At 71.6% G+C, this 19,968-nt stretch carries 23 protein-coding genes; 12 read left to right on the top strand and 11 right to left on the bottom strand.

Annotation, left to right across the window (positions count from 1 at the left end; genetic code table 11):
• Positions 1-14: 14 nt before the first annotated feature.
• Positions 15-1,043, top strand: a complete 1,029-nt coding sequence (locus ACFYE1_RS13775; protein ID WP_387743857.1) for an FAD-dependent oxidoreductase — start codon at positions 15-17, stop codon at positions 1,041-1,043.
• 173 nt (positions 1,044-1,216) lie between these two features.
• Here the strand turns inward: ACFYE1_RS13775 and ACFYE1_RS13770 are convergent, their stop codons facing one another.
• The gene (locus ACFYE1_RS13770) at positions 1,217-1,861 is read right to left on the bottom strand and encodes an NAD(P)H-binding protein (RefSeq protein ID WP_387743854.1); all 645 of its coding nucleotides are present in this window, start codon (positions 1,859-1,861) and stop codon (positions 1,217-1,219) included.
• Positions 1,862-2,196: 335 nt separating this feature from the next.
• On the opposite strand from ACFYE1_RS13770, the gene ACFYE1_RS13765 reads away from it, so the two are divergent.
• Positions 2,197-2,643: a hypothetical protein gene (locus ACFYE1_RS13765; protein WP_387743851.1), complete on the top strand. Its 447-nt coding sequence runs from the start codon at positions 2,197-2,199 to the stop codon at positions 2,641-2,643.
• Between the two features lie 149 nt (positions 2,644-2,792).
• On the opposite strand, the gene ACFYE1_RS13760 is transcribed toward ACFYE1_RS13765, so the two are convergent.
• The gene (locus tag ACFYE1_RS13760; protein ID WP_387743848.1) at positions 2,793-4,181 is read right to left on the bottom strand and encodes a glucose-6-phosphate dehydrogenase; all 1,389 of its coding nucleotides are present in this window, start codon (positions 4,179-4,181) and stop codon (positions 2,793-2,795) included.
• A gap of 182 nt (positions 4,182-4,363) precedes the next feature.
• The gene (locus ACFYE1_RS13755) at positions 4,364-5,461 is read right to left on the bottom strand and encodes a VIT1/CCC1 transporter family protein (protein ID WP_387743846.1); all 1,098 of its coding nucleotides are present in this window, start codon (positions 5,459-5,461) and stop codon (positions 4,364-4,366) included.
• 335 nt (positions 5,462-5,796) lie between these two features.
• On the opposite strand from ACFYE1_RS13755, the gene ACFYE1_RS13750 reads away from it, so the two are divergent.
• Complete coding sequence (locus ACFYE1_RS13750) at positions 5,797-6,237, top strand: potassium channel family protein (protein WP_387743844.1); 441 nt, start codon at positions 5,797-5,799, stop codon at positions 6,235-6,237.
• A 53-nt stretch (positions 6,238-6,290) separates the two neighbouring features.
• On the opposite strand, the gene ACFYE1_RS13745 is transcribed toward ACFYE1_RS13750, so the two are convergent.
• Both ACFYE1_RS13745 and ACFYE1_RS13740 read right to left on the bottom strand, forming a co-directional pair.
• Positions 6,291-6,797 carry an SRPBCC family protein gene (locus ACFYE1_RS13745; protein ID WP_387743841.1) on the bottom strand — a complete coding sequence of 169 codons (507 nt, stop codon included), beginning with the start codon at positions 6,795-6,797 and terminating at the stop codon, positions 6,291-6,293.
• Positions 6,798-6,987: 190 nt separating this feature from the next.
• The gene (locus ACFYE1_RS13740; RefSeq protein WP_387743838.1) at positions 6,988-7,923 is read right to left on the bottom strand and encodes a DMT family transporter; all 936 of its coding nucleotides are present in this window, start codon (positions 7,921-7,923) and stop codon (positions 6,988-6,990) included.
• On the opposite strand from ACFYE1_RS13740, the gene ACFYE1_RS13735 reads away from it, so the two are divergent.
• Positions 7,922-9,334, top strand: coding sequence for an aminotransferase-like domain-containing protein (locus tag ACFYE1_RS13735; protein ID WP_387743835.1), 1,413 nt, complete (start codon positions 7,922-7,924; stop codon positions 9,332-9,334). The two genes, ACFYE1_RS13740 and ACFYE1_RS13735, sit on opposite strands and share 2 nt — an antisense overlap.
• Before the next feature lie 51 nt (positions 9,335-9,385).
• Here ACFYE1_RS13735 and ACFYE1_RS13730 read toward each other — a convergent pair whose 3' ends face one another.
• Together ACFYE1_RS13730 and ACFYE1_RS13725 are read right to left on the bottom strand one after the other, a co-directional pair.
• Positions 9,386-9,814: a DUF1801 domain-containing protein gene (locus tag ACFYE1_RS13730; RefSeq protein WP_387743833.1), complete on the bottom strand. Its 429-nt coding sequence runs from the start codon at positions 9,812-9,814 to the stop codon at positions 9,386-9,388.
• A gap of 166 nt (positions 9,815-9,980) precedes the next feature.
• Positions 9,981-10,226 carry a hypothetical protein gene (locus tag ACFYE1_RS13725; protein WP_387743830.1) on the bottom strand — a complete coding sequence of 82 codons (246 nt, stop codon included), beginning with the start codon at positions 10,224-10,226 and terminating at the stop codon, positions 9,981-9,983.
• Positions 10,227-10,758: 532 nt separating this feature from the next.
• Here ACFYE1_RS13725 and ACFYE1_RS13720 point away from each other — a divergent pair.
• Positions 10,759-10,992 (top strand): hypothetical protein, encoded by a 234-nt coding sequence (locus tag ACFYE1_RS13720; RefSeq protein ID WP_387743827.1) that lies wholly within the window; start codon positions 10,759-10,761, stop codon positions 10,990-10,992.
• 87 nt (positions 10,993-11,079) lie between these two features.
• On the opposite strand, the gene ACFYE1_RS13715 is transcribed toward ACFYE1_RS13720, so the two are convergent.
• On the bottom strand, positions 11,080-12,264 hold the full coding sequence (locus ACFYE1_RS13715; RefSeq protein ID WP_387743825.1) for a thermonuclease family protein: 1,185 nt from the start codon (positions 12,262-12,264) through the stop codon (positions 11,080-11,082).
• A gap of 205 nt (positions 12,265-12,469) precedes the next feature.
• Between ACFYE1_RS13715 and ACFYE1_RS13710 the strand changes: the two genes are divergently transcribed.
• The 7 genes from ACFYE1_RS13710 (at position 12,470) to ACFYE1_RS13680 (ending at position 17,736) form a co-directional block, all read left to right on the top strand.
• Positions 12,470-12,739, top strand: coding sequence for a hypothetical protein (locus tag ACFYE1_RS13710; protein WP_387743822.1), 270 nt, complete (start codon positions 12,470-12,472; stop codon positions 12,737-12,739).
• 72 nt (positions 12,740-12,811) lie between these two features.
• Positions 12,812-13,297 carry a GNAT family N-acetyltransferase gene (locus ACFYE1_RS13705; RefSeq protein WP_387743820.1) on the top strand — a complete coding sequence of 162 codons (486 nt, stop codon included), beginning with the start codon at positions 12,812-12,814 and terminating at the stop codon, positions 13,295-13,297.
• A gap of 196 nt (positions 13,298-13,493) precedes the next feature.
• The gene (locus tag ACFYE1_RS13700) at positions 13,494-13,925 is read left to right on the top strand and encodes a hypothetical protein (RefSeq protein WP_387743818.1); all 432 of its coding nucleotides are present in this window, start codon (positions 13,494-13,496) and stop codon (positions 13,923-13,925) included.
• Positions 13,926-14,047: 122 nt separating this feature from the next.
• Positions 14,048-14,317 carry a hypothetical protein gene (locus ACFYE1_RS13695; protein ID WP_387743815.1) on the top strand — a complete coding sequence of 90 codons (270 nt, stop codon included), beginning with the start codon at positions 14,048-14,050 and terminating at the stop codon, positions 14,315-14,317.
• 153 nt (positions 14,318-14,470) lie between these two features.
• A complete protein-coding gene (locus ACFYE1_RS13690; RefSeq protein WP_387743812.1) occupies positions 14,471-15,538 on the top strand; it encodes a cyclase family protein in 1,068 nt (355 codons plus the stop codon).
• On the top strand, positions 15,538-16,248 hold the full coding sequence (locus ACFYE1_RS13685) for an SDR family oxidoreductase (RefSeq protein ID WP_387743810.1): 711 nt from the start codon (positions 15,538-15,540) through the stop codon (positions 16,246-16,248). Before ACFYE1_RS13690 ends, ACFYE1_RS13685 begins: the two co-directional genes overlap by 1 nt.
• A gap of 156 nt (positions 16,249-16,404) precedes the next feature.
• Entirely contained in the window at positions 16,405-17,736 is a 1,332-nt protein-coding gene (locus tag ACFYE1_RS13680; protein WP_387743807.1) for a short-chain fatty acid transporter, read from the top strand.
• An 84-nt stretch (positions 17,737-17,820) separates the two neighbouring features.
• Here the strand turns inward: ACFYE1_RS13680 and ACFYE1_RS13675 are convergent, their stop codons facing one another.
• From ACFYE1_RS13675 to ACFYE1_RS13665, 3 genes are all read right to left on the bottom strand, one after another.
• Positions 17,821-18,117, bottom strand: a complete 297-nt coding sequence (locus ACFYE1_RS13675; protein ID WP_387743804.1) for a YciI family protein — start codon at positions 18,115-18,117, stop codon at positions 17,821-17,823.
• Between the two features lie 121 nt (positions 18,118-18,238).
• Positions 18,239-18,505 (bottom strand): hypothetical protein, encoded by a 267-nt coding sequence (locus tag ACFYE1_RS13670; protein WP_387743801.1) that lies wholly within the window; start codon positions 18,503-18,505, stop codon positions 18,239-18,241.
• A 411-nt stretch (positions 18,506-18,916) separates the two neighbouring features.
• Complete coding sequence (locus ACFYE1_RS13665; protein WP_387743799.1) at positions 18,917-19,867, bottom strand: helix-turn-helix domain-containing protein; 951 nt, start codon at positions 19,865-19,867, stop codon at positions 18,917-18,919.
• Positions 19,868-19,968: the final 101 nt, after the last annotated feature.

Below are 19,968 nucleotides of genomic sequence, written 5' to 3'. Positions count from 1 at the left end.
CCACAGGAGGAGTCGTGCGCGGGTCAGCCGTCGTCATCGGAGCCGGCATCGCCGGCCTCGCCACCGCCCGCGGCCTGCTCGATGCCGGCTGGACCGTCCACGTGCTCGAGCGCTCGCCGGGCCTGCCCGGCACCGGCACGGCACTGGGCATGTGGCCCGAGGCCATGCGGGCCCTGGACCAGCTGGGCGTGGGCGGGCAGGTCCGAGCCGGCTCCGTCGAGCAACGGGGAGCGCGGCTCCTCCGGCCGGACGGCACCGAGATCGCCCGTCTGGGCCCGGGGCGCACGGTCCGGCTGGTCCCCCGGCCCGCGCTCCTGGCGGCACTGGCCGAGGGTCTTCCCCCGGACGTCATCGCGTGGAACGCCCCGGTGACGGACCACGGCGCCCTGCCCGCGGCCGACGTCGTCGTCGCCGCGGACGGCATCCACAGCCCCGCCCGCGCCGCGCTCTTCGGCGTCGCCCCGCGGCCGCTGGGCACTGTCGCCCTCCGCGGCACCGTCCCGGGAGCGGCGCACGGGGCCACGGAGACCTGGGGGCCGGCACGGCTCTTCGGCATCACCCCGCACGACGCCGAGCGCACCAACTGGTTCGCGAGCGTCCGCGCCGACGTGCTCGGCTCCGCGGGGGCCGGGCACGACGACCCGCAGGTCCTCCACCGGCTCTACGGCGACTGGCACCCGGACGTGCGGCGCGTCCTGGACGCCCTCGATGGCACTGCGATCGACCGGCGCACGCTGTTCGACGTCCCCCCGCTGCCGTCCCACGTCCAGGGACGCACCGCGCTCCTGGGCGACGCCGCCCACGGCATGGCACCCAATCTCGGCCGGGGCGCCTGCGAGGCCCTGATCGATGCCACGACCCTCGTCGGTGCGCTGACCGCGGCCCCCGACGTGCCCGGCGCCCTGCACCGGTACGACGCCGCGCGCCGCCGGCCGACCACCCGGACGGTGCGCCTGGCCCGTGCGGCGAACAGCGTGAGCACGGCGCGGCACCTGCTGCCCGTCCGCAACGTCGTCGTCGCCGGGGCGGCACGGCTGAGCTGACCGGGACCGGTGCCGACCCTGGGCTCGGCCATCTGCTCCAGGGTCCGCTCGTACCCGGCCGGGGAGATGATCACCCGGACCAGCGCCGGTTCCTCCCCGGCGTTCCAGAAACCGTGCCACTGTCCTCGCGTCCCGGTCCGCCGACCTCGCCTCTCCGGCGGCGGGACCAGGCCTCAGTTGCTGACGGCCGGGGCGTCGTGAATGTAGGCCGTCTCCAGGATCTGGGTGGTGGTGAACCGGGCGATGTCGGCGGCGGTGGCCGAGGAGCCCACCGCGCCGGGGCCGAAGAACCCCACGTACTTCAGCCCCCGGGCACGTCCTCCCGTGACGTGCATGAAGCGCACGACCGTCCAGTCCAGCCCGGAGCCGGCGACCACCCGCAGCATTCCTGCCAGCTGCCGGTAGGCGTGCGGATCGAGGTGGCGGGCCAGAAAACGGTGGACCTTGATGCGGGTGGTGGGCTTCTCCCTGGGGCACAGGGACACCACCGGGGTGCCGTAGCCGATGTAGCGGCGGATCCCGTGGCGGCGCATGCCGGCCACGATGTGACCGGTGCCCTCGACCAGGTCCGGTCGGCGAGAACGGGACCGCAGGCGCGGATCCAGGGTGTTGATCACCGCTCCAGCACCTGCCACCGCGGCGTCAATGGCTGCGGGGTCGGTGATCTGCCCGATCATCAGCTCCACGTCCTCGCCCCAGCCGGCCGGCACCTGCGCGGCGTCGGCCACGAAGGCGACGACCTCGTAGCCGCGGAACAGCAGATCCTCGACGAGCTCCTGGCCGATGGGACCGACCGCCCCGAACACGGTGACCTTCATCTGTTCCCCCACGGATGACGTTGCACGGACGTGTCCCCCGAACGGTAGATCAACGAGTTTTCAATTGAAATGCCATGGAAGGGTGTGACGGCCACGGCGGAGGCGGTGTTGCTCACCGACCAGCAGGGCAGCGCCCGGCGCCAGGGACCCCGTGGGGCCGTCCCACCAGGGGCGGAACCGGATCGGTGCTGCGTTTCCGCCGGCGCAGCAGACCTCCCGCTGCGTACCCCCTTTTGGGGACAGGACGGCGGAATTGTGACTCTTGGGTAGCCAGTAGGCTGATGACAACACATCGACTGTGCTTCTCCCCCGCCCTGTCAGGAAGCGAGACGACGATGACCACCCCCGAGATCCTGCTAGCCGTCAAGGACCTGGTGCAGACCCCGCCCCCGACCGGAGTGCGCGTGGACAGCTTCGAGATCGTCGACGAGGTCGCCGAGCTCTCCCTGTCCTTCCAGGCGGAAGTGCTCCAGAACGTCCTGGCCTCCGAACTGGCCTCCACCGGCGGGCCCGCCGACTGGGACGACCCTCGCGCGCCGATGGGCGAAGGCTCCCCGACCTGGGCCTACGCCGGCGGGATCGCCGCCCTGCTGCACCACGGCTACTTCAACCAGACGGTCCTCGCCCAGCACGAAGCCGCGCTCCAACAGATCCTGGCCGAGCACGGCCACCCCGGGACACCGGTGACCGCCACCGCCACCTACACTCCGGCCGAGCTCATGGTCCACTACCGCAGGCTCAAGGCCGAACACCTCACGCACCTGAGCACGCCCCAGGGCTGAGACGCCATGCCGGGCCCGGCTGACGGCCCGGGATGTCCTGGAGCGGGGCGGGACCTGCCGCGATGAGCTCGGCCCGGATCCGGAGCTGGGCTTGCACCGGCTGCGCCGCCGCCACGTGGCCCTTCTGCGCGGAGGTGGCGGTCGGCAGGTCAGCCAGTGGAGGCCCAGCGGCCGGGACCGTCGGATCCCGCCGGGTACTCCTCCAGGGGCACCCGACCGGTCTGCCATGCGGCGCGGATCTGGTCGATGATGCCCCAGGCCTGCTCGGCCGCCTCGCCCCGGATGGACAGGGACGGGTCGCGGTCCAGGAGGCCGTTGAGGACCTCCCCGTAGGGGTTCAGCCGGCCCGTCCCGAACTCGGCGGTGAGCCGGCTGCGGTCGAGGACGAAGGGGTCGCCGGGGCCGTTGACATTGAGCTCGAGGGTCATGGCGTCGGGGCCCAGGCCGATGCGCAGGACCGTGGGAGGGATGGCTCCGTCCAGGCCGGACGGCAGGTGGGGGACCCCGCGGAAGGTGATGGCGATCTCCCGCCGAGCGGTGCCCAGAGCCTTTCCCGAGCGCAGCACGAACGGCACTCCGGCCCAGCGCCAGGTGGCGGACTCCAGAGTGACCTCGGCCAGGGTCTCGGTGCCGCGTGCCGGGTCCACCCCCTCCTCCTCCGCGTAGGACGGAAGACGGCGCTCCCCGATGGTGCCGGCGGTGTAGCGGGCGCGCCGGCCGGCCGCCGCCGGGTCCCCTGCGAAGGGGCGCACCGCGCGCAGGGCCTCCGTCTTGGCCGCGCGCAGATCGGCGGCGTGCACGGACAGCGGGGCGTCCATGGTGACCAGGGCCATCACCTGCAGGAGGTGGGACTGGATCATGTCGACCATCGCCCCGGCGCGGTCGTAGTAGCCGGCTCGGTCCTCCAGCCCCAGGATCTCGTCGTAGACGATCTCGACCTTCGCGACGTGGTCGCGGTGGAGCAACGGTTCGAATAGGTGGTTGGCGAAGCGCAGGCCCAGGATGTTGAGCACCGTGGACTTGCCCAGGAAGTGGTCGACCCGGAAGACCTGGTCCTCCGGGACCAGGGAGGTCAGCTCCCGGTTGAGCTCGGCGGCGCCGGCCTGGTCGAGGCCGAAGGGCTTCTCCAGGGCCAGCACGGTGCCCTCCGGGATCTCGTGCTGGTGCAGGGCCCGGACGGCCCTGGCGGTCACGCCCGGTGGCAGGGCGAAGTACAGGGCAGGGATGCCCGTGGCCGAGGCCAGCACCTGGCCCAGGTCCTCGGCGGAGGAGGCGTCGGTGACCAGGTAGTCGGTGTGGGCCATGGTGTGCTCCACGGCCGGTCCGGTGGCGTCGACGCTGTCGAAGGCCGCCCGGACCACCTCGGCCCACTGCCGGCCGTCGCGCGGAGCGACGTCGGCGCCGATCAGGCTGATCCGCCGCTCGGGCTGTTCGGTGAGCAACCGGCCCAGCCCGGGCAGCAGCAGCCGGGAAGTGAGGTCCCCGGTGGCGCCCAGGACGACCAGGGTCCCGATGTTCTCCGTGCGAGTGTTGTCCATATCAGCACGCTACCCCCGCTGTCCCCGGGCGTGGGTGGCGGCCGCTGGTCGAAGGGGCGTAGGAGCGACGACGACCGGGTTGAGGTCCGCTCCACTCCGCTGGAGGACTGCGCGCGGCTCTCCGGCCTGCGCACCGGCCACCGGCCGGCTCACCGGGAAATTCCGGCATGGAGGCATGCAGCTCAGGCGATGCTGGTGCCGAAGAGCAGACCCAGGGCGTAGGTGGCGCCCGCGGCGCCGAAGCCGATGGCCAGTTGCCGCAGCGCCATCTTCAGCGGGGACCCACCGGAGAGCAGGGCCACCACGGCGCCGGTGGACAGCAGCGCCAGACCGACGACGACGGCCGAGACGACCACGGCGGGTGTCCCGCCCAGTCCGAAGAGATAGGGCAGCACGGGCAGGATCGCCCCGGAGGCGAAGAAGCAGAAGCTGGCCGCGGCCGCGCCCAGACCGGTGCCGACGGCCTCGTGCTCGTCGGCACCCACCACCGGGACCGGACCGGTGGGCTCAGCGTGCGGCGTCTGCAGGACTCGGGCGGCCTTGGCCTCGGCCGCTTCCGGATCCATGCCGCGGGCGCGGTAGAACAGGGCCAGCTCGTTGGCCTCGGCATCGAGCATCGGCACCTTCTGCCGGGTGTCCGCACTGGGGGTGGAGGCTTCGAGCAGTTCACGCTGGGAACGGACGGAGACGTATTCGCCGGCTCCCATGGACAGGGCCCCGGCCAGCAGGCCGGAGATGCCGGTGAGCAGCACCATGGAGTTGGACACCCCGCTGGCGCTGATGCCCATCACCAGGGCCAGGTTGGAGACCAGCCCGTCGTTGGCCCCGAAGACCGCCGCCCGGAAGCTGCCGGCCATCCGGTTGCGCCCCCGGGTGGCCAGGGCCCGGACGACCTCCTCGTGGATCTGCTCGTCGGCGGCCATCGCATCGGTGGCGTGGATCTCGGCCTCGTACGGGGAGCGGGACTCCGCTCGTTGCATCAGGGCGAGGACGAACACGGAACCGAAGTGGCGGGCCAGGAAGCCCAGGAGGCGGGATCGCAGGGACCCCCGGCGAGGATGCCCCACCCGGTGGCCGAGGAGCGTGACCCAGTGCTGCTCGTGGCGGGCCTCGGCCTCGGCCAGCCCCAGCAGGATCTGGCGGTCCTCCCCGGTGCGCCGGGCGGCCAGGTCGCGATAGACGGCGGCCTCGGCGCGTTCGTCAGCCAGGTAGCGGCGCCAGCGGCGGACCTCCGCCGGGGTCGGAGCGTGGGGTGCTGGAGGGTCGGAAGGGGCGGTCATGGTCGTCCTTCGAGGCAGGGTCCCGGCCCGAGCCCCCGGGATCAGGGAGACTTCGGCCGGAGCGGTGTCCGGCCGAAGGTCTCGTTCGCTCGCGCACTCAGGTGCTCGAGTGGCGCGCCGGGTCTCCCATCCGGGGAGACCAGCATGTCGACACGCCTCTGCATCCACCCAGGAGGTGGCGGGAACTACTCCCCTTCGACTCCCTCACCGTAGCCAGTTTCTCGTTCAGCCGGTTTCGGTGGACCGAACCGGTGGGGCCGCCGGTGGCTTGGCGTGCGTCGGGTGAGCGGGTTGACTGGCGGAATGAGTTCGGAACGCTGGCACGACCTCACCGGATGGCCGCTGCTGGCCGCGCCCTGCGCAGGAAGCTGCTGATCTTCGCGGCCGGGGCCTCGGTCCTGCTGATCTACGTCTCCGCCCTGGCGCTGTACGACATCGAGCACCGGCACCCGGAGGCGATGATCACCACCTCCGGGGACGCGATCTGGTGGGCGATCGTCAGCATCACCACCGTCGGGTACGGGGATCTGCACCCCGTCACCTTCACCGGGCGGGTGATTACGGTGGCGCTGATGATCTACGGGGTCGCGCTGCTGGGCATCGTCACCGCCACCCTGGCCTCCTGGCTGATCCAGGAGGTCAGCGAGGAAGAGGCCAGGACCCGGGCGGCCACTGCCGCCGACGTCGCGGATCTGCGGGCCGAGATCATCGGGTTGCGGCAGCTGCTCACCCGGCCCACGGAGCCGGCGCCCGCGAGTTCATCCCCGCCTGCCTGAGCGCCGGTTCCACCGCCCCGGTCGGGCGCGGGCACCTGAGGCGGGCCCGTCCATCATGGTCCGGGGGGCGACGACGACGCCGCGTCGGCCTCGGCGACGCGCTTGAGCTGCTGGAGGCTCTCGCGCAGGCCCCGGCGCATCGTGGTCATCCGGTCCGGGTCCCGGAGTAGGGTGCCGATGACGAACCAGCCGATGCGCCCGACCGGGCGGGCGACCTCGTAGGACTCCGTCACCCGGGTGCCGGTGCCCTCGGGCTCGCAGCGGTAGCGCCACACGATCGTGCCGAAGAACGCCTCGGTGCGGGCGAAGGCGAACTCCCGTCCGGGCTCGGCGGCCATGACGACCGGCTTGTTGTGCCAGGAGAACCTGGAGTCGGTGGGCACCCGGTTGCGGGCCCGGAAGCGTGCGCCGACACGGGGTCCGCCGTCGTCGAGCCAGACGACCTCGTCGACCTCGGGACTGTACTCGGGGGTGCGGGTGACGTCGGCGACGAGGTCGTAGACCGTCTGCGGCGGCGCCTCGACGTGGATGGACTCCTCGGCGCGGCCCAGTGTCTGCATGGTGTTCCTCCGCGGTGCGGGCCCGGGCATCACGGGTGCACGAACGGGCCGGGTGCTTCCACGGTAGGACCTCGGTGCGCCAGGTCGTCCGGGGGAGACCGGATCGTTGTTCGGCGCGGTTGCGTGTCGACGGCGGGCGGCGACGGTCCGTGACTCCTCCGCCCTCGGGGGCGGAGGAACGGCTGACGGCTCAGCGGAGGGATGATGCCGGGCTCAGGCGCACGCGGACGGCCAGGCCGGCGCACACGATGACGGCCAGACCTCCGAGGAGGACGGGCCAGGTGAGGTCCTCGCCCAGCAGCAGCGCCGCCCAGCAGATGCTCAGCACCGGTTGGACGAGCTGGATCTGGCTGACCTGGGCGATGGGGCCGAGTCCCAAGCCGCGGTACCAGGCGAAGAAGCCCAGGAACATGCTCACCACTCCGAGGTAGGCGAAGGCGGTCCACTGCACCGGCGTGCCCGTGGGTGCGTGCTGCAGGACCGAGACGACGGTCAGGGCCACCATCACGGGCGAGGCGAGCACCAGGGCCCAGGAGATCGTCTGCCAGGCGCCGAGTTCCCGGGCCATCAGACCGCCCTCGGCATAGCCCACGGCCGCGCCGGCGACCGCCCCGAACAGCAGCACGTCCGCCCCGTGCAGCCGGCCCCAGCTGCCCGACTGCACGGAGGCGAAGGCGATCGCCACCAGTGCCCCCGCCCCGGTCATGGCCCAGAAGAGCGCCGGAAGCCGTTCGCGGCCGCGCAGCACGGCCACCACCGCGGTGGCGGCCGGCAGCAGGGCGATGACCACCGCCCCGTGACCGGCCGGAACGGTGGTCAGTGCGTAGGACGTCAGCAACGGGAAGCTCGCCACCACTCCGCCGGCCACCACCGCCAGCCGGAGCCACTGGGTTCCCCGCGGCAGACGCTGCCGGGTCAGCGCCAGCGCGGCGGCGGCCAGAGCCGCTGCGAGGACCGCCCGCCCCGCCCCGATGAACAGCGGTGAGAGCCCCTCGACGGCCACTCGGGTGAGGGGGACGGTCAAGGAGAAGGCCGCTACCCCGAGAAGGCCCCACCACAGACCGGCGGCGGAGGACTGCGATACCATTGTGCGCGAGATGATAGTAGCGCTACTCTTGTCTGTCATGACCAATGATAACAGTTCGCGCATCGTCGACGGACTCCGCACGTGGGTCGCCGCCGCGGCACCCGGGGCCCAGCTGCCCTCCACCCGGGCACTGGTGGCCCAGTACCAGGCCAGTCCCGTGACTGTGCAGAAGGCCCTGCGCGCCCTCGCGACCCAGGGCCTGGTCGAGACCCGCCCCGGAGCGGGGACCTTCGTCCGTGCCGTGCGCACCACCCGGCCGGCGGACTACGGCTGGCAGACGGCCGCGCTGAGGGCCCCCCACGCGCCGGCCCGCTCGGTGGCCACCGCGCTGCGGAGCACGCCCAACGACGTCATCGCCTTCCACTCCGGCTACCCCGATCGGGAGCTGCTGCCGGAGCGGCTGGTGCGGGCGGCCCTGGTCCGGGCCGCCCGTTCGGAGGCGGCGCTGTCCCGGCCGCCGGTGGCCGGGGTACCGGAGCTGCAGTCGTGGTTCGCCCACGAACTGCGAGCAACCACCCCGGCCGGTGTCAGCCCGCCCACCCCCGGCGACGTCATCGTGCTGCCCGGCACCCAGAGCGGGCTCAGCTCGGTCTTCCGGGCCCTGGCCGGTCCCGGCCAGCCGGTGCTCATGGAGTCCCCCACCTACTGGGGGGCCATTCTGGCCGCCTCCCAGGCCGGGGTGCACGTCGTCCCGGTGCCGGCCGGGGCGCACGGCCCCGACCCGGCGGAGCTGACCCGCGCGTTCGAGGAGACCGGTGCGCGGCTGCTCTACGCCCAGCCGAACTACGCCAACCCCACCGGGGCGCAATGGTCGGCCGAACGGGGTCAGCAGGTGCTGGACGTGGTGCGGGCCCACGGCGCGTTCCTGGTCGAGGACGACTGGGCCCACGACTTCGGCATCACCACCACCCCGGTGCCCCTGGCCGCCGGGGAGGACTCCGGCCACGTCGTGTACCTGCGGTCCCTGACCAAGAGCGTGTCCCCGGCCGTCCGTGTCGGCGCGGTCATCGCCCGAGGACCGGCCCGGGACCGGATCCTGGCCGACCGGGCCGCCGAGTCCGTGTACGTCAGCGGATTGCTGCAGACCGCCGCCCTGGACGTCGTGACCCACCCCGGGTGGCAGACCCATCTGCGCGGTCTGCGCCAGCAGCTGCGTGCTCGACGGGACCTGCTGCTCACCGGCATGGCCGAGCACGCCCCCCGGGCCCACATCGAGAACGTGCCCACCGGGGGACTGAACCTGTGGGCACGCCTGCCCGACGGCACCGACCTGTACCAGCTCACCCGCGACTGCGAGGATGCGGGAGTCATCATCGCCGCCGGCACCGAATGGTTCCCGGCCGAACCCACCGGCTCCTACATCCGGCTCAACTTTGCCGGCCCGAACCCCGCAGCCTTCCCCGACGGGGCGCGGATCATCGGCGAGGTGCTCCAGCACCACCACGGCTGACACCGGGTCGTGAGGCCGGGTCGTGCTGGAGTGTCTCGTCGGGGGACCCGGTCAGTCCGGGGCGCCGCCGAGGGCGCGGTCCGTCGACGGGTCGTCGCCGAGCTTGGCGCAGGACGCGGCGACGATCTGCTCGAGGACGTCCAGGTCCACCGCGTCGAGGTCCTTGACGTAGATGCAGCCCACTCCGGTGGTGTGCGGGCCCAGCCGTGTCAGGTTCTCCTGGTGGGCGTCGACGCCGTCGTACACGTAGATCGTCGTCGCCGCCTTGCGCGCGGAGAAGCCGGCCGCGGGGGCGTCGCCCTCGTGCCCGCTCGCGTACTTGTAGTGGTATCGGCCGAAGCCCACGATGGTGCCCCACATCTCCGCCGGCTGCCCGGTGATCCGGGCGAACCAGGGAACGAGCCGCTCGGCGTCCTCCCGCCGCCTCTTCGGGGTAACGCCGGCGAGGTACTCCTCGACCGGCTGGCCTGTCTTCTCCACGATGGGCTCCTCGGGGTCGCTGGGACGATGATCGTCTCAGGGACCAGGGTCCTCGGCCCGTCCGACACGGCATAGGGGGTCCGCGCTGGTCCCGGTCGAGGGCCCGCGCGCCACCACGGTGAGGGCGCCTCGCGAATCGTGAACGACGCCGCCGCCCGCAGGCGGCTCAGGCGCGGCGGCCGAGGCGGGCGGCGAAGTCGTCCAGGGCGGTGATGACGTCCTCGGCGACCCACACCCGGTTGCGCCGGTTGGCGCTGGCCGGGGTGAGCCCCCCGGCCTCCAGGAGCTGGTCGACGGCTCGTTGGGCGGCCGGTTGGGACACGCGGGCCTGGTCCTGGACCCAGCCCACCGCGAACCCGGCGGGGTTGCGGTCGGCGGCCGGGGGGCGAGGGCCGGTGAGAACGTTGGGCACCACTTCATCTCATCCAATCTTGCTGGCATGAAGTTGTATAAGTGGCTCACAAGTCTCCGGTTGGACGTACCAGGGAACAGTTCGTCGCCGCCGTCGGGCTGTGTGGAGCCGGGAGACTGACTCGCGGCCAAGCCCGGTCCGAGGCTGCGGGGGGACCGGTTCGACCCCGGACATCCGGCCGCACCTCGCCCCGGTCGCTCTCCGATGAGGAACGCGCGCGCAACGGACGGTTCCTCGTCGCTGAACAGCCGGTCGTGGTCGTCCTGACCGTCGAGGTCGTGCGTCCGCATCGCAACGACGCCCGCGCCGCGGGCGGCCCGTGCCGGGCGCTCACCCCGGCCCGTGCCGGGCGCCGGCAGCGACCGCAGCCGGGGCCCACGGGCATCACCTGTCCACGTCGTGGGAGCTCCGAAACGGGTCTCTGTCCACGCATGAGGGGACGCTCTGCCGAGCGCATTCCGCACAGGAATGTGTTCCTGACATGGGACGATGTTGATTCCGACTTCCATTTCCCCACGTCAGGAGCACCCCCATGGAAATCATTCCCGAGGGCCGACCCCTCCATGTGCTGGCCGTCCTGCTCGGCATGGTGCTGGGCATCAAGGCCCCGCCCTCGTCCCGGCGGTCGACCGCTGGATGGGTACTGGCCGCCGTCGCCGCCACCACCTACGCGGCCCTGGTGGCCCGGGACCGGGACCGCAACGCCCAGTGGTGCTTGGCGCGCGCCGCATATGACCGCTGGGGTGATACGTGCCGGTGCTGCTGACGTCACGAGGTGCGCACGGAGCAGAGATCGCAGGGTGATGCATGTCAGCGGCGCCGGCGGTGAAGGGCCCTGGCTCCGCCCTCGTGCTCAGCAGGGCTTGAAGAACTTCCCGCCCGGGGCGTAGCAGCGCGGTCCCGTGTAGCCGGGGATGTCGGCGTAGTAGCCGGGAGGGGCCTGGTTGACGATGTTGGCGCCCGGGTTCGGGGCGGGCTTCGGCGCGGGTGCAGGAGCGGGAGCCGGAGCAGGAGCAGGCACCGGCTTGGGCGCGGGGGCCGGAGCTGGTGCGGGCGCCGGCGCGGGCACGAAGGCCCGGTGCGCGGCGTCGGCGGCCGCCTGCCGTGCCGCATCCGCCTGGTGGGCCAGCTCGGACTGCCGGGCGGCTTCCGCCTGGCGTGCTGCGTCGGCCGACGCCCGCCGGCGCTGGTCCTCGGCCGCCGCACGCCGTGCCGCCTCGGCCTCGGCCGCGCGGCGCTGCTCGGCGGCGCGTTCCTGGAGGGAAGCGACGTCCTGGCGAACTCCCAAGATCCCGCTCTTGAGCGACGGGAGTCCGACGAGATGGCGCACGTGCGGGTGCGTGTCGCCGTCGACCGCGTCGAGAGCCGCCAGGAACGCGACGGCGGCCGCCACCTCACCCGCCGGATCGGCGAGATCCGCCGGTGCGGCGTCGGCGAGCGCGCTCGTCGCCTGTTGTACCTGCGCCGGGACGGTGCAGCCGTGGGCGGGGTCGAGCAGGCCGGCCTGCTGCTGCCCGGCCTCGGCGAAGGCCTCCTCGACGGGCGGCAGGAACCGATCGTTCGGGGCGATGTAGAGCGGCGTGCCCAGGCCCCGGCGGGCGATCTCGGCGTTGACCAGGGTGCCGTCCTGCAGGAAGACCCAGGCCAGGGTGCGGCCGCAGGAGTCGGTGCGCTCTCGGTCGTACTCGAGACCCACCACGGTGCCCGGCGGCAGGAGCTCCTCCAGCAGCGCGGTCGCCTCCGGGCCGAGGCACTCGACGATCTCGTTCGGGTCCTTGGTCTCGGGGGTGTCGATGTTGAGCAGCCGCACGCGCACCACCTCGCCGCCCAGCTGGACGTCGACGGTGTCGCCGTCGATCACGCGGTCCACCACGGCCCGCTCGCCGCGCAAATCCGGAGCGGTGGAGCTCTCGGTCGAGGAGGCGCTCGACGACGACGGCGGCGCGTCGCTGGAGGCCGCCGACCCGCCGCAGCCGGTCAGGAGCAGGAGGACGAGCGCCGAGGCGCCCAGGCGAAGCGAGGCGGGGGGAGGTGTCACGGAAGTGCTGTCAGGATGTCGTCAGTTCCCCTCGAGCCTATGGATGCAGATGCATTCGCCACGGAGGCTGGTGTCCCCAGTTCGGGGGCGTGGTGCTACGTGCACTGAAGGCTGAGGAAGGGGTGAGCACGGCGATGCGCACGGCTCCGCAGAGGAGGTCGGTTTGCTATTGCGGTCGCTTGCAGCGGGAGCGCACAGTGTGTGCATGAGGGCGACGCGTGCGTGGTTCGTGGTGGCCGTGGTGATCGCGGCTGTGGCTCAGTTGGTGGTCGGGTTCTACTACCTGGCCAGCGGCCTGATGGCGCCGCTGTGGGCCATCGTGCTCCTGGGCGTGTGGTGGGTGCTTCTCACGCTGGTTGGGGTGTGGTTGGTGAGGCGCCGGTCCTATCTGGTGCTGCTCGTCCCCGTCGTGGCCGCCGCGACATGGTTCGGCGTCATGACGTTCGGCGGCCAGGTCCTGGGCTGGACCCCCTGAACGTTCGGACACGAGTCCTTCCCGCGACCTGCTGACGAGTCGAGGATCCCCACACGTTCCAGGAGACGGACCATGTCCCTTCGCACCTTCCGCGGCGACGATCTCGAGGCCCTGGTCGACCTCACCGTCCGCGCCTTCGAGCCCATCCAGGACGGCATCCGGCACCAGCTGGGGAACGAGCTGTTCGCCCGGCAGAACGGGCAGTGGCAACAGGACTACCGCGACACCCTCGAAGAGCTCACCGGCCCGCAGAACCAGGGCCGGTTCCTCGTCGCCGACCTCGACGGAGCACCCGCCGGCTACGCCGCCTGGACCACCCACCCCGGCCCGCTCGGGCCGCAGGGGGAGATCACGCTGCTCGCCGTCGACCCCCGGCATCAGCGGGCCGGTCTCGGCCGCGCCCTGCTCGACGCGGCCTGCGAGGCGATGCGCACGGCCGGCTGCGTCGTGGCGTGGGCGGGCACCGGTCGCGACGAGGCGCACACGTCCGCCCGTGCCGCCTACGCCACCGCCGGCTTCACCCCGCTGCCCACCGTGTTCTACAGCCGCGTGCTCTAGCTGCCCCAGAGGTCCCGGTCATGGTGGTCACCGCGGTGGTGGTGTAGGCGGCGCAGGTGACGCCCGGGCCGGGGCGCCCCGGCCAGGCAGCACTCCGCGCGAAGGTGCACGCCGTGCCCGCTCTGGCCAGCGCGGTGAGAGGACCCCAGCCTGAAATCAGGCCGAACAACTGGGCCTGGACACTCATGGCGGGCACGTGATCACCACCGGGCGTACGGCCGCGTACCCACCACCGGCTTCTGTGCGCGACGGTGCCACGGGCACCCCGCGAGGCGAGGAGGAGGCCGGTTCCCCTGGCCTGGCGCAGCCGATCCAGGGCCACCCGGAGGAGCTGGCCGCGCTGCCCTTCGACGAGGAGGACTGGCCGGCCCGGACCCAGACCCGGAGCATCGGCGGTGAGACCGGCTACACCGTGCTAGAGCGGCTGTGGGAGCGCCATGCCCTGGAGGTCATCGCCCTGGTCGCCGGGAACCACGAAGGGGTGTCGAGGGCGGTGATCCCCTCGAGGGCGGCGATGGATCTGAGCATCCGCACCGTGGTGGGTCAGAAGGTGCACGAGGTGGCCGACCAGGAGGCCTGCCGCACCCCGGGACACCCCGCTGCGGAGGCGCTGCCCCGCCAACCTTGACCCTCCTGTGGGAAGAGCTGAGCCGGACGTAGCCGGGGCCGAGTGCAGGGGCGCCGGCGGACACGTGGAGCGTGCGCGTGTCCCTGTTGCGGGCACCTGCCTCCGCCGCGCACAGTTCTCGCATGAGGACGATGCAGCCGATGTACGCGGCCGCCGCGGTGATCGCGGCGCTGGCCCAGCTGATGACGGGGTACTTCTACATGGCCAGCGGTCTGATGGCTCCGCTGTGGGCCGTGCTGCTTCTGGGCCTGTGGTGGTTGTCCCTCACGTACGCCGGGGTGCAACTGGTGAAGCGCCGGTCCTACCTGGTGCTCCTCGTTCCCGTCGTGGCCGCCGTGACCTGGTTGGCCGTCATGGTGTTCGGCGACCAGGTCCTCGGCTGGACTGCCTGAGTCCTCGGGTCGACACCCGCGGGCGGCCTGCCGTCGGAATGCTTGTTCATTGGACACCGACAAGCGCTGCTGGCATCTTGAGCCGTGGTGAGGATCACGCGGAGTGGTGTGCCGCACCACGGTCGGTCGGTGGCGTGCGGACGGAGGACGAGGATGTCGGCAGGACGGTCCGAGGCGTCTCGACGGTGGGTCCGGCGCCCCGAAGGATCCACCTGGGGCGACTTCGGGGTCGACGACGCGCTGGGGCGGCTGAACCTGCTGACGTCCGAGAAGGTCCGGCAGGGCGTCGCCGAGGTGGCTGAGGGGCTGACCTTCGCCCTGAGCCTGCCCTTGACGCTGCCGGGGGGCACGGCACTGAACCCCAACAGGCTGCCCCCGGTGATCCGGCCGAACCAACGCCGAGGGCGGGTCAACTACAACTGCCGGATGGACGAGCTCACCTCCGGTGCCACCGACGTGCTCAGCGACGACCTGGCCGTCCTCCACCTGCAGTACTCCACGCAGTGGGACTCGCTGGCCCACGCAGGTTCCCTGTTCGACGCCGACGGCGACGGCGTGCCCGAGCCGGTGTACTACAACGGCTTCCGCGCCGGGACCGACGTCGTGGGACCGACGTCGTCGGAGGACGCCGGCTTCGAGACCCTGCACAGCGCGAGCACCTCGTCGGCGGGTCCGCTCGGCATCGACGGCATGGCGCGGGTCGGTGTCCAGGGCCGTGCCGTGATGATCGACCTGCGCGCGCACCTGGGCGACGAACGCGTGCTGGTGGGTTTCGACCAGCTGAAGGCGATCATGTCCGCGGACCGGGTCCTCGTCGAGGAGGGCGACATCGTCTGTCTGCACACCGGCTGGAGCGAGAAGGTCCTGGCCATGGGCGGGGATCCTGACCCGGAGCTGCTGCACGGCTCGGGCGCCGTCCTCGACGGGCGCGACCCCGACCTGCTCCGGTGGATCACCGATTCCGGGCTGACCGCCCTCGCCGCGGACAATTACGCCGTCGAGGCGTTTCCTGCCACGCCCGCCGAACCTCCCTGTGCTCTGCTGCCGCTGCACGAGCACTGCCTGTTCAAGCTCGGCGTCCACCTCGGCGAACTCTGGCGGCTCACGCCGCTGGCGGAGCACCTTCGTGCCCGTGGGCGCAGCCGTTTCCTGCTCACGGCCCCGCCCCTGAACCTTCCCGGGGCGGCTGCCTCCCCCGTGACACCGATCGGAACCGTCTGATGAACGACCGCACCCGCCGCAGAGTCCTCGTCACTGGGGGCGCCTCCGGCATCGGCGCGGCCATCGCCGACCGCTGCCGTGCCGACGGCCTCGAAGTCGTGGTCATCGATCGTGCGGGCGAGGGGATCTGCGCCGACCTCTCGGATGTTGACTCGACGGCGGCCGCGCTCGAGGAGGCGCTTGCGGGCGGACCCCTCACCAGCATCGTCAACAACGTCGGTGCCGTCTTCCCCGGATCCGCCGAGGAGCAGACCCTCGACGACCTGGACGCGGCGTGGTCGCTGAACCTGCGCAGCGCGATGCAGTGCACGCAGGCGCTGATCCCGTCCATGAAGGACGCCGGGTTCGGCAGGATCGTCACGATCTCCTCCCGCGCCGCGCTCGGCAAGGAGCTGCGCTCCGCCTACGCCGCCACCAAGGCGGGGCTGCTCGGGCTGACCCGCGTGTGGGCCCTCGAGCTGGGGCGGTTCGGCGTGACGGCCAACGCCGTCGGTCCCGGCCCCATCGCCACCCCGCTCTTCACCGAGGCCAACCCCGCCGACAGCCCCCGCACCCTGGCGTTCCTGGACACGATCCCCGTCCAGCGCATGGGGACGCCCGAGGACGTCGCGCACGCCGCGTCCTACTTCCTCGACGAGCGCTCGGGCTTCGTCACGGGCCAGACCCTGTACGTGTGCGGCGGGACGACTGTCGGATCGGTGGCCACCTGAGATGCCTGACCCGGAACACGGTTCCCGAGGAGTGGGACGAGCGCCTCCCGTGGCGCGACCAGCATCCGATGCGGTGGTGCCCGCAGCTGTTCGAGCGGCCCGATCGACCACCCCGCCCCTGATTCCTGCGCGCCGACCGATCATGACGAGGACCCCATGAAAACTGCCGCCAAGCTGTTCACCAACCTCACCAACAAGTACCTGCCCGATCCACTGGTGATCGCCATCGGCCTGACCGCCTTCACCATGCTCCTGGCCATGGTCGTCCGCGGGAACTCGTTCCTGGAGGTCACCAGGCAGTGGGGCGACGGCTTCTGGGACCTTCTGGCCTTCTCCATGCAGATGACGGTCATCCTCGTCGCCGGCTACATCCTCGCCAAGACCCCCCTCGTGGACCGGGGCCTCACCGCGATCGCGCACCGGGTCTCGTCGCCCCGGGCGGCCATCATCGTCGCGACCCTCGTCGGAGGCATCGGCAGCTGGCTCAACTGGGGGTTCGGCCTGGTGCTCGGCGGACTCATCGCCCAGAAGCTCGCCCTCAACGTCAAGGGCCTGCACTACCCGCTGGCCATCGCCGCGGGCTACAGCGGCTTCGCCCTGTACGGCGTGGGCCTCTCCGGATCCGTGCCCCTGCTCATCACCACGCCCGGGCACTTCCTGGAGGAGCAGATCGGTCTGATCGACCTCGGGCGCACCATCTTCGACCCGGTCATCCTCGGCATGGTGGTCGTCCTGCTGATCGGGCTCCCGCTGTTCAACGCCGCGCTCCATCCCAAGGACCCGGCCGACGTCAAGGAGATCGACCCGACGACGGTTGCGCCCGCGCCCGAGAAGGTCCAGGCCGACAAGTCCGGTCTCACCGTGGGCGAGCGCCTCAACGCCAACCCCGTCTTCAGCGTCGGCATCGGCGCCCTCGCCCTGATCTACCTGGTGCAGCACTTCGCCACCGGGGGAGGACTCGATCTCAACACGGTGAACTTCGCCCTGCTGTTCCTGGGCATCCTGTTTCTCACGCGTCCGATGTACTTCCTCGACACGCTCAACGACGGGATCCGCCTGGCTGCCGGAATCGTCGTCCAGTACCCCTTCTACGCCGGCATCATGGGCATCCTGATGGGCTCCGGTCTGGTCGTCACTTTCGCCGCGTGGATCGGCGACATCGCCTCTGCGGAGACCCTGCCGTTCCTGTCCTTCCTCAGCGGCGGGGTGATCAACCTGCTGGCCCCCTCGGGCGGCGGCCAGTGGGCCGTGCAGGGGCCGGTGATGATCGAGGCGGCCAACCAGCTGAACGCCGACCATGCCAAGACCGCCATGGGCGTGCAGATCGGCGACCAGTGGACCAACATGGTGCAGCCGTTCTGGATCCTGCCAGTCCTGGCCATCTCCAAGCTGAAGCTGGGCGAGGTCATGGGATATCTGGTGCTCATCCTCGTCTTCATCGGCGTCGTCTTCGGGGCCGCTGTGCTCCTGTGGGGCTACATGGGCTGAGAGTCACTGATCGCATGAATCCGGCCCGCCCCGCACGCTCGGTGTGCGCGGGGTGGACCGGATCCCCTGATCGTCCGGTTCCCGTTACAGGTAGCTCTTCCCGTCCAGGTAGGCCTTGCGCCAGCGCTGGATCTTCACCTCGCGGAAGAGGCCGCCCCGGGAGAACGGGTCCGCCTCGATGAGGGCCTCGGCCTCCTCGCGGGTGTCGACGTCGACGAGGTAGAGGCCTCCGTCGGCCGTCTCCTCGTCGTCGGAGAGCTTCGCCCCGCAGGCCAGCAGCTTGTCGGCGACCGTCTGGAGGTACCGCAGGTGCTCGTCCCGCAGTTCCAGGCGCTGGTCGTAGGCGTTGTCCCGGTCGAAGGTCTCGATCAAGTAGGGCACGGTGGTCTCCTCCGCTGTTCGTTCGGCAGAGCCATCGTGCCACTCGCTCGGCCTCCCCTGGTGACGGGCGGGCCGGGAGCGCCCGTCGTCAGGCGCATGACCGGCCCGCGCCGGACACCGGTCACACATTCTCCGGACTGGTGTGAGCCTCGGCAGCGTGCTCGTCCGCATGGGTCCATGGCCGACAGGCTCCCCGGAAGCGGGCGCCATCCGATGGTGCGGAGTCACCCAGGAAGGCCAGGCTGCGCCGCAGCGTGTGCGACCAGCCGTTGATTCCGAGCTCGCGCCACGGCACGCGCTCTTCCAGGGGTATGGCCAGGCGGCCGATCACCGTGTACACCGACAGCACGGCGGCTGTGGCGGCCAGCAGGAACAGGAACGAGATCATGGTGAGCTCCTTGCATGTCGTGTCCCGACCCGTTCCGGCTGGTACTCGAGCCGGCGCGTCACCACCAGGAAAGGGGTCGAGGTGAGCGGTGTGTCGTGACGTGCCGTCCCTGCGGAGACGTCCCTGGACGGTGCCGGCACTGCGGGCAGATCCACGGCCCGAACCGGGGACGCAGCATCCGCGGGTCCGAGGATCGGTGCCCTCCGGGGGCGGCTTGTTGTCACATGGACAAGCTTCGCCGGATCGCGTCACGTGCACGAGTGGCAGGAATGACGAGTGTCGATCATTTTCTGCCAACTCGCTCGGGCCTCGCCGCGAAGCAGGTTCTGGCTGCGGCGAACACACGGACAGGTGGTGGAATCGACGATCCGCTCGACCGGTCCTACGCCTGTGCCGTGGCCGAGGTGGTGCTCAGGAGGTGGTCGCGAAGCGGCGGCGGTACTGCTGCGGGCTGAGCCTGCGGATCCGGGTGAAGTGGTGGCGCAGCGTGGCCGCGTTGCCGAAGCCCACGTCCGTGGCGATGCGCTCGACGGGCAGGTCGGTCTCCTCGAGGAGCTGCTCGGCCCGGTGCAGGCGCCGCGCGGTGATCCAGGCGTGCGGGGTGGTGCCCGTCTCGTCGCGGAACCGGCGGGCGAAGGTGCGCGGGGACATGGCGGCGCGCCGGGCCAGGGCGTCGACGTCGAGCGGCTCGTCGAGGTGTCCCACGATCCAGGTGAGCAGCGGGTCCAGCGTCTCGGCCCGGTGCTCGGGGACCGGGTCCTTGATGAATTGGGCCTGCCCGCCCTGGCGCTGCGGCGGCACGACCATGCGCCGTGCCACGGTGTTGGCGGCCGCCGAGCCGAACTCCTGGCGCCACAGGTGGAGGCAGGCGTCGAGACCTGCGGCGGTGCCGGCACTGGTGAGGATGCTGCCGTCCTCGACGTAGAGGACCTCGGGCACCACCTGGGCGGCGGGGAACCGCTCGGCCAGCTCCGCGGTGTGCATCCAGTGGGTGGTGCAGCGGCGGCCGTCGAGCAGACCGGCAGCCCCCAGCACGAACGCACCCGAGCAGATGGACATGAGCCGGGCGCCACGGCCGTGGGCCGTGCGCAGCGCCTGGAGCACGTCCTCCGGGACCGGGATGTGGCGGGACATCGCCGGGAGGACCACGAGATCCGCCTCGGCCACCCGGTCGAGCCCGTGGTGGACCGCCACGTCGAAGCCGGCGATCGTGCGGACGGGCCGCCCGTCGGGACTGCACACGGCGAAGTCCATGACCGGCAGGCCGTCGGCAGAGCGGTCGATCGCCCAGGCCTCGCAGGCCACGCCGAGCTCGAACGGGGAGACCTCGTCGAACACGACGACGGCCACGTTGCTGATCATGGGTCCATGCTTCCAGCAATGTGGCAGGAAGTCGATGACAGTCGGAAAGTTGACACTCGCGGCGGGACCGGCAGGCGAGGAGAATCGACGCCATCAGCACC

It is taken from the genome of Kocuria nitroreducens (assembly GCF_042879195.1).
In the GTDB taxonomy this organism is placed as follows: domain Bacteria; phylum Actinomycetota; class Actinomycetes; order Actinomycetales; family Micrococcaceae; genus Kocuria; species Kocuria nitroreducens.
This window is presented reverse-complemented; position numbering and strand designations above follow the sequence as displayed.

Excerpts from the sequence above, each read along its gene's own strand:
- ACFYE1_RS13770 (WP_387743854.1), bottom strand. The coding sequence starts at position 1,861 with ATGAAGGTCACCGTGTTCGGGGCGGTCGGTCCCATCGGCCAGGAGCTC.
- ACFYE1_RS13765 (WP_387743851.1), top strand. The coding sequence starts at position 2,197 with ATGACCACCCCCGAGATCCTGCTAGCCGTCAAGGACCTGGTGCAGACC.
- ACFYE1_RS13760 (WP_387743848.1), bottom strand. The coding sequence starts at position 4,181 with ATGGACAACACTCGCACGGAGAACATCGGGACCCTGGTCGTCCTGGGC.
- ACFYE1_RS13755 (WP_387743846.1), bottom strand. The coding sequence starts at position 5,461 with ATGACCGCCCCTTCCGACCCTCCAGCACCCCACGCTCCGACCCCGGCG.
- ACFYE1_RS13750 (WP_387743844.1), top strand. The coding sequence starts at position 5,797 with ATGGCCGCTGCTGGCCGCGCCCTGCGCAGGAAGCTGCTGATCTTCGCG.
- ACFYE1_RS13745 (WP_387743841.1), bottom strand. The coding sequence starts at position 6,797 with ATGCAGACACTGGGCCGCGCCGAGGAGTCCATCCACGTCGAGGCGCCG.
- ACFYE1_RS13735 (WP_387743835.1), top strand. The coding sequence starts at position 7,922 with ATGACCAATGATAACAGTTCGCGCATCGTCGACGGACTCCGCACGTGG.
- ACFYE1_RS13740 (WP_387743838.1), bottom strand. The coding sequence starts at position 7,923 with ATGACAGACAAGAGTAGCGCTACTATCATCTCGCGCACAATGGTATCG.
- ACFYE1_RS13720 (WP_387743827.1), top strand. The coding sequence starts at position 10,759 with ATGGAAATCATTCCCGAGGGCCGACCCCTCCATGTGCTGGCCGTCCTG.
- ACFYE1_RS13710 (WP_387743822.1), top strand. The coding sequence starts at position 12,470 with ATGAGGGCGACGCGTGCGTGGTTCGTGGTGGCCGTGGTGATCGCGGCT.
- ACFYE1_RS13705 (WP_387743820.1), top strand. The coding sequence starts at position 12,812 with ATGTCCCTTCGCACCTTCCGCGGCGACGATCTCGAGGCCCTGGTCGAC.
- ACFYE1_RS13695 (WP_387743815.1), top strand. The coding sequence starts at position 14,048 with ATGAGGACGATGCAGCCGATGTACGCGGCCGCCGCGGTGATCGCGGCG.
- ACFYE1_RS13690 (WP_387743812.1), top strand. The coding sequence starts at position 14,471 with ATGTCGGCAGGACGGTCCGAGGCGTCTCGACGGTGGGTCCGGCGCCCC.
- ACFYE1_RS13685 (WP_387743810.1), top strand. The coding sequence starts at position 15,538 with ATGAACGACCGCACCCGCCGCAGAGTCCTCGTCACTGGGGGCGCCTCC.
- ACFYE1_RS13680 (WP_387743807.1), top strand. The coding sequence starts at position 16,405 with ATGAAAACTGCCGCCAAGCTGTTCACCAACCTCACCAACAAGTACCTG.
- ACFYE1_RS13670 (WP_387743801.1), bottom strand. The coding sequence starts at position 18,505 with ATGATCTCGTTCCTGTTCCTGCTGGCCGCCACAGCCGCCGTGCTGTCG.
- ACFYE1_RS13665 (WP_387743799.1), bottom strand. The coding sequence starts at position 19,867 with ATGATCAGCAACGTGGCCGTCGTCGTGTTCGACGAGGTCTCCCCGTTC.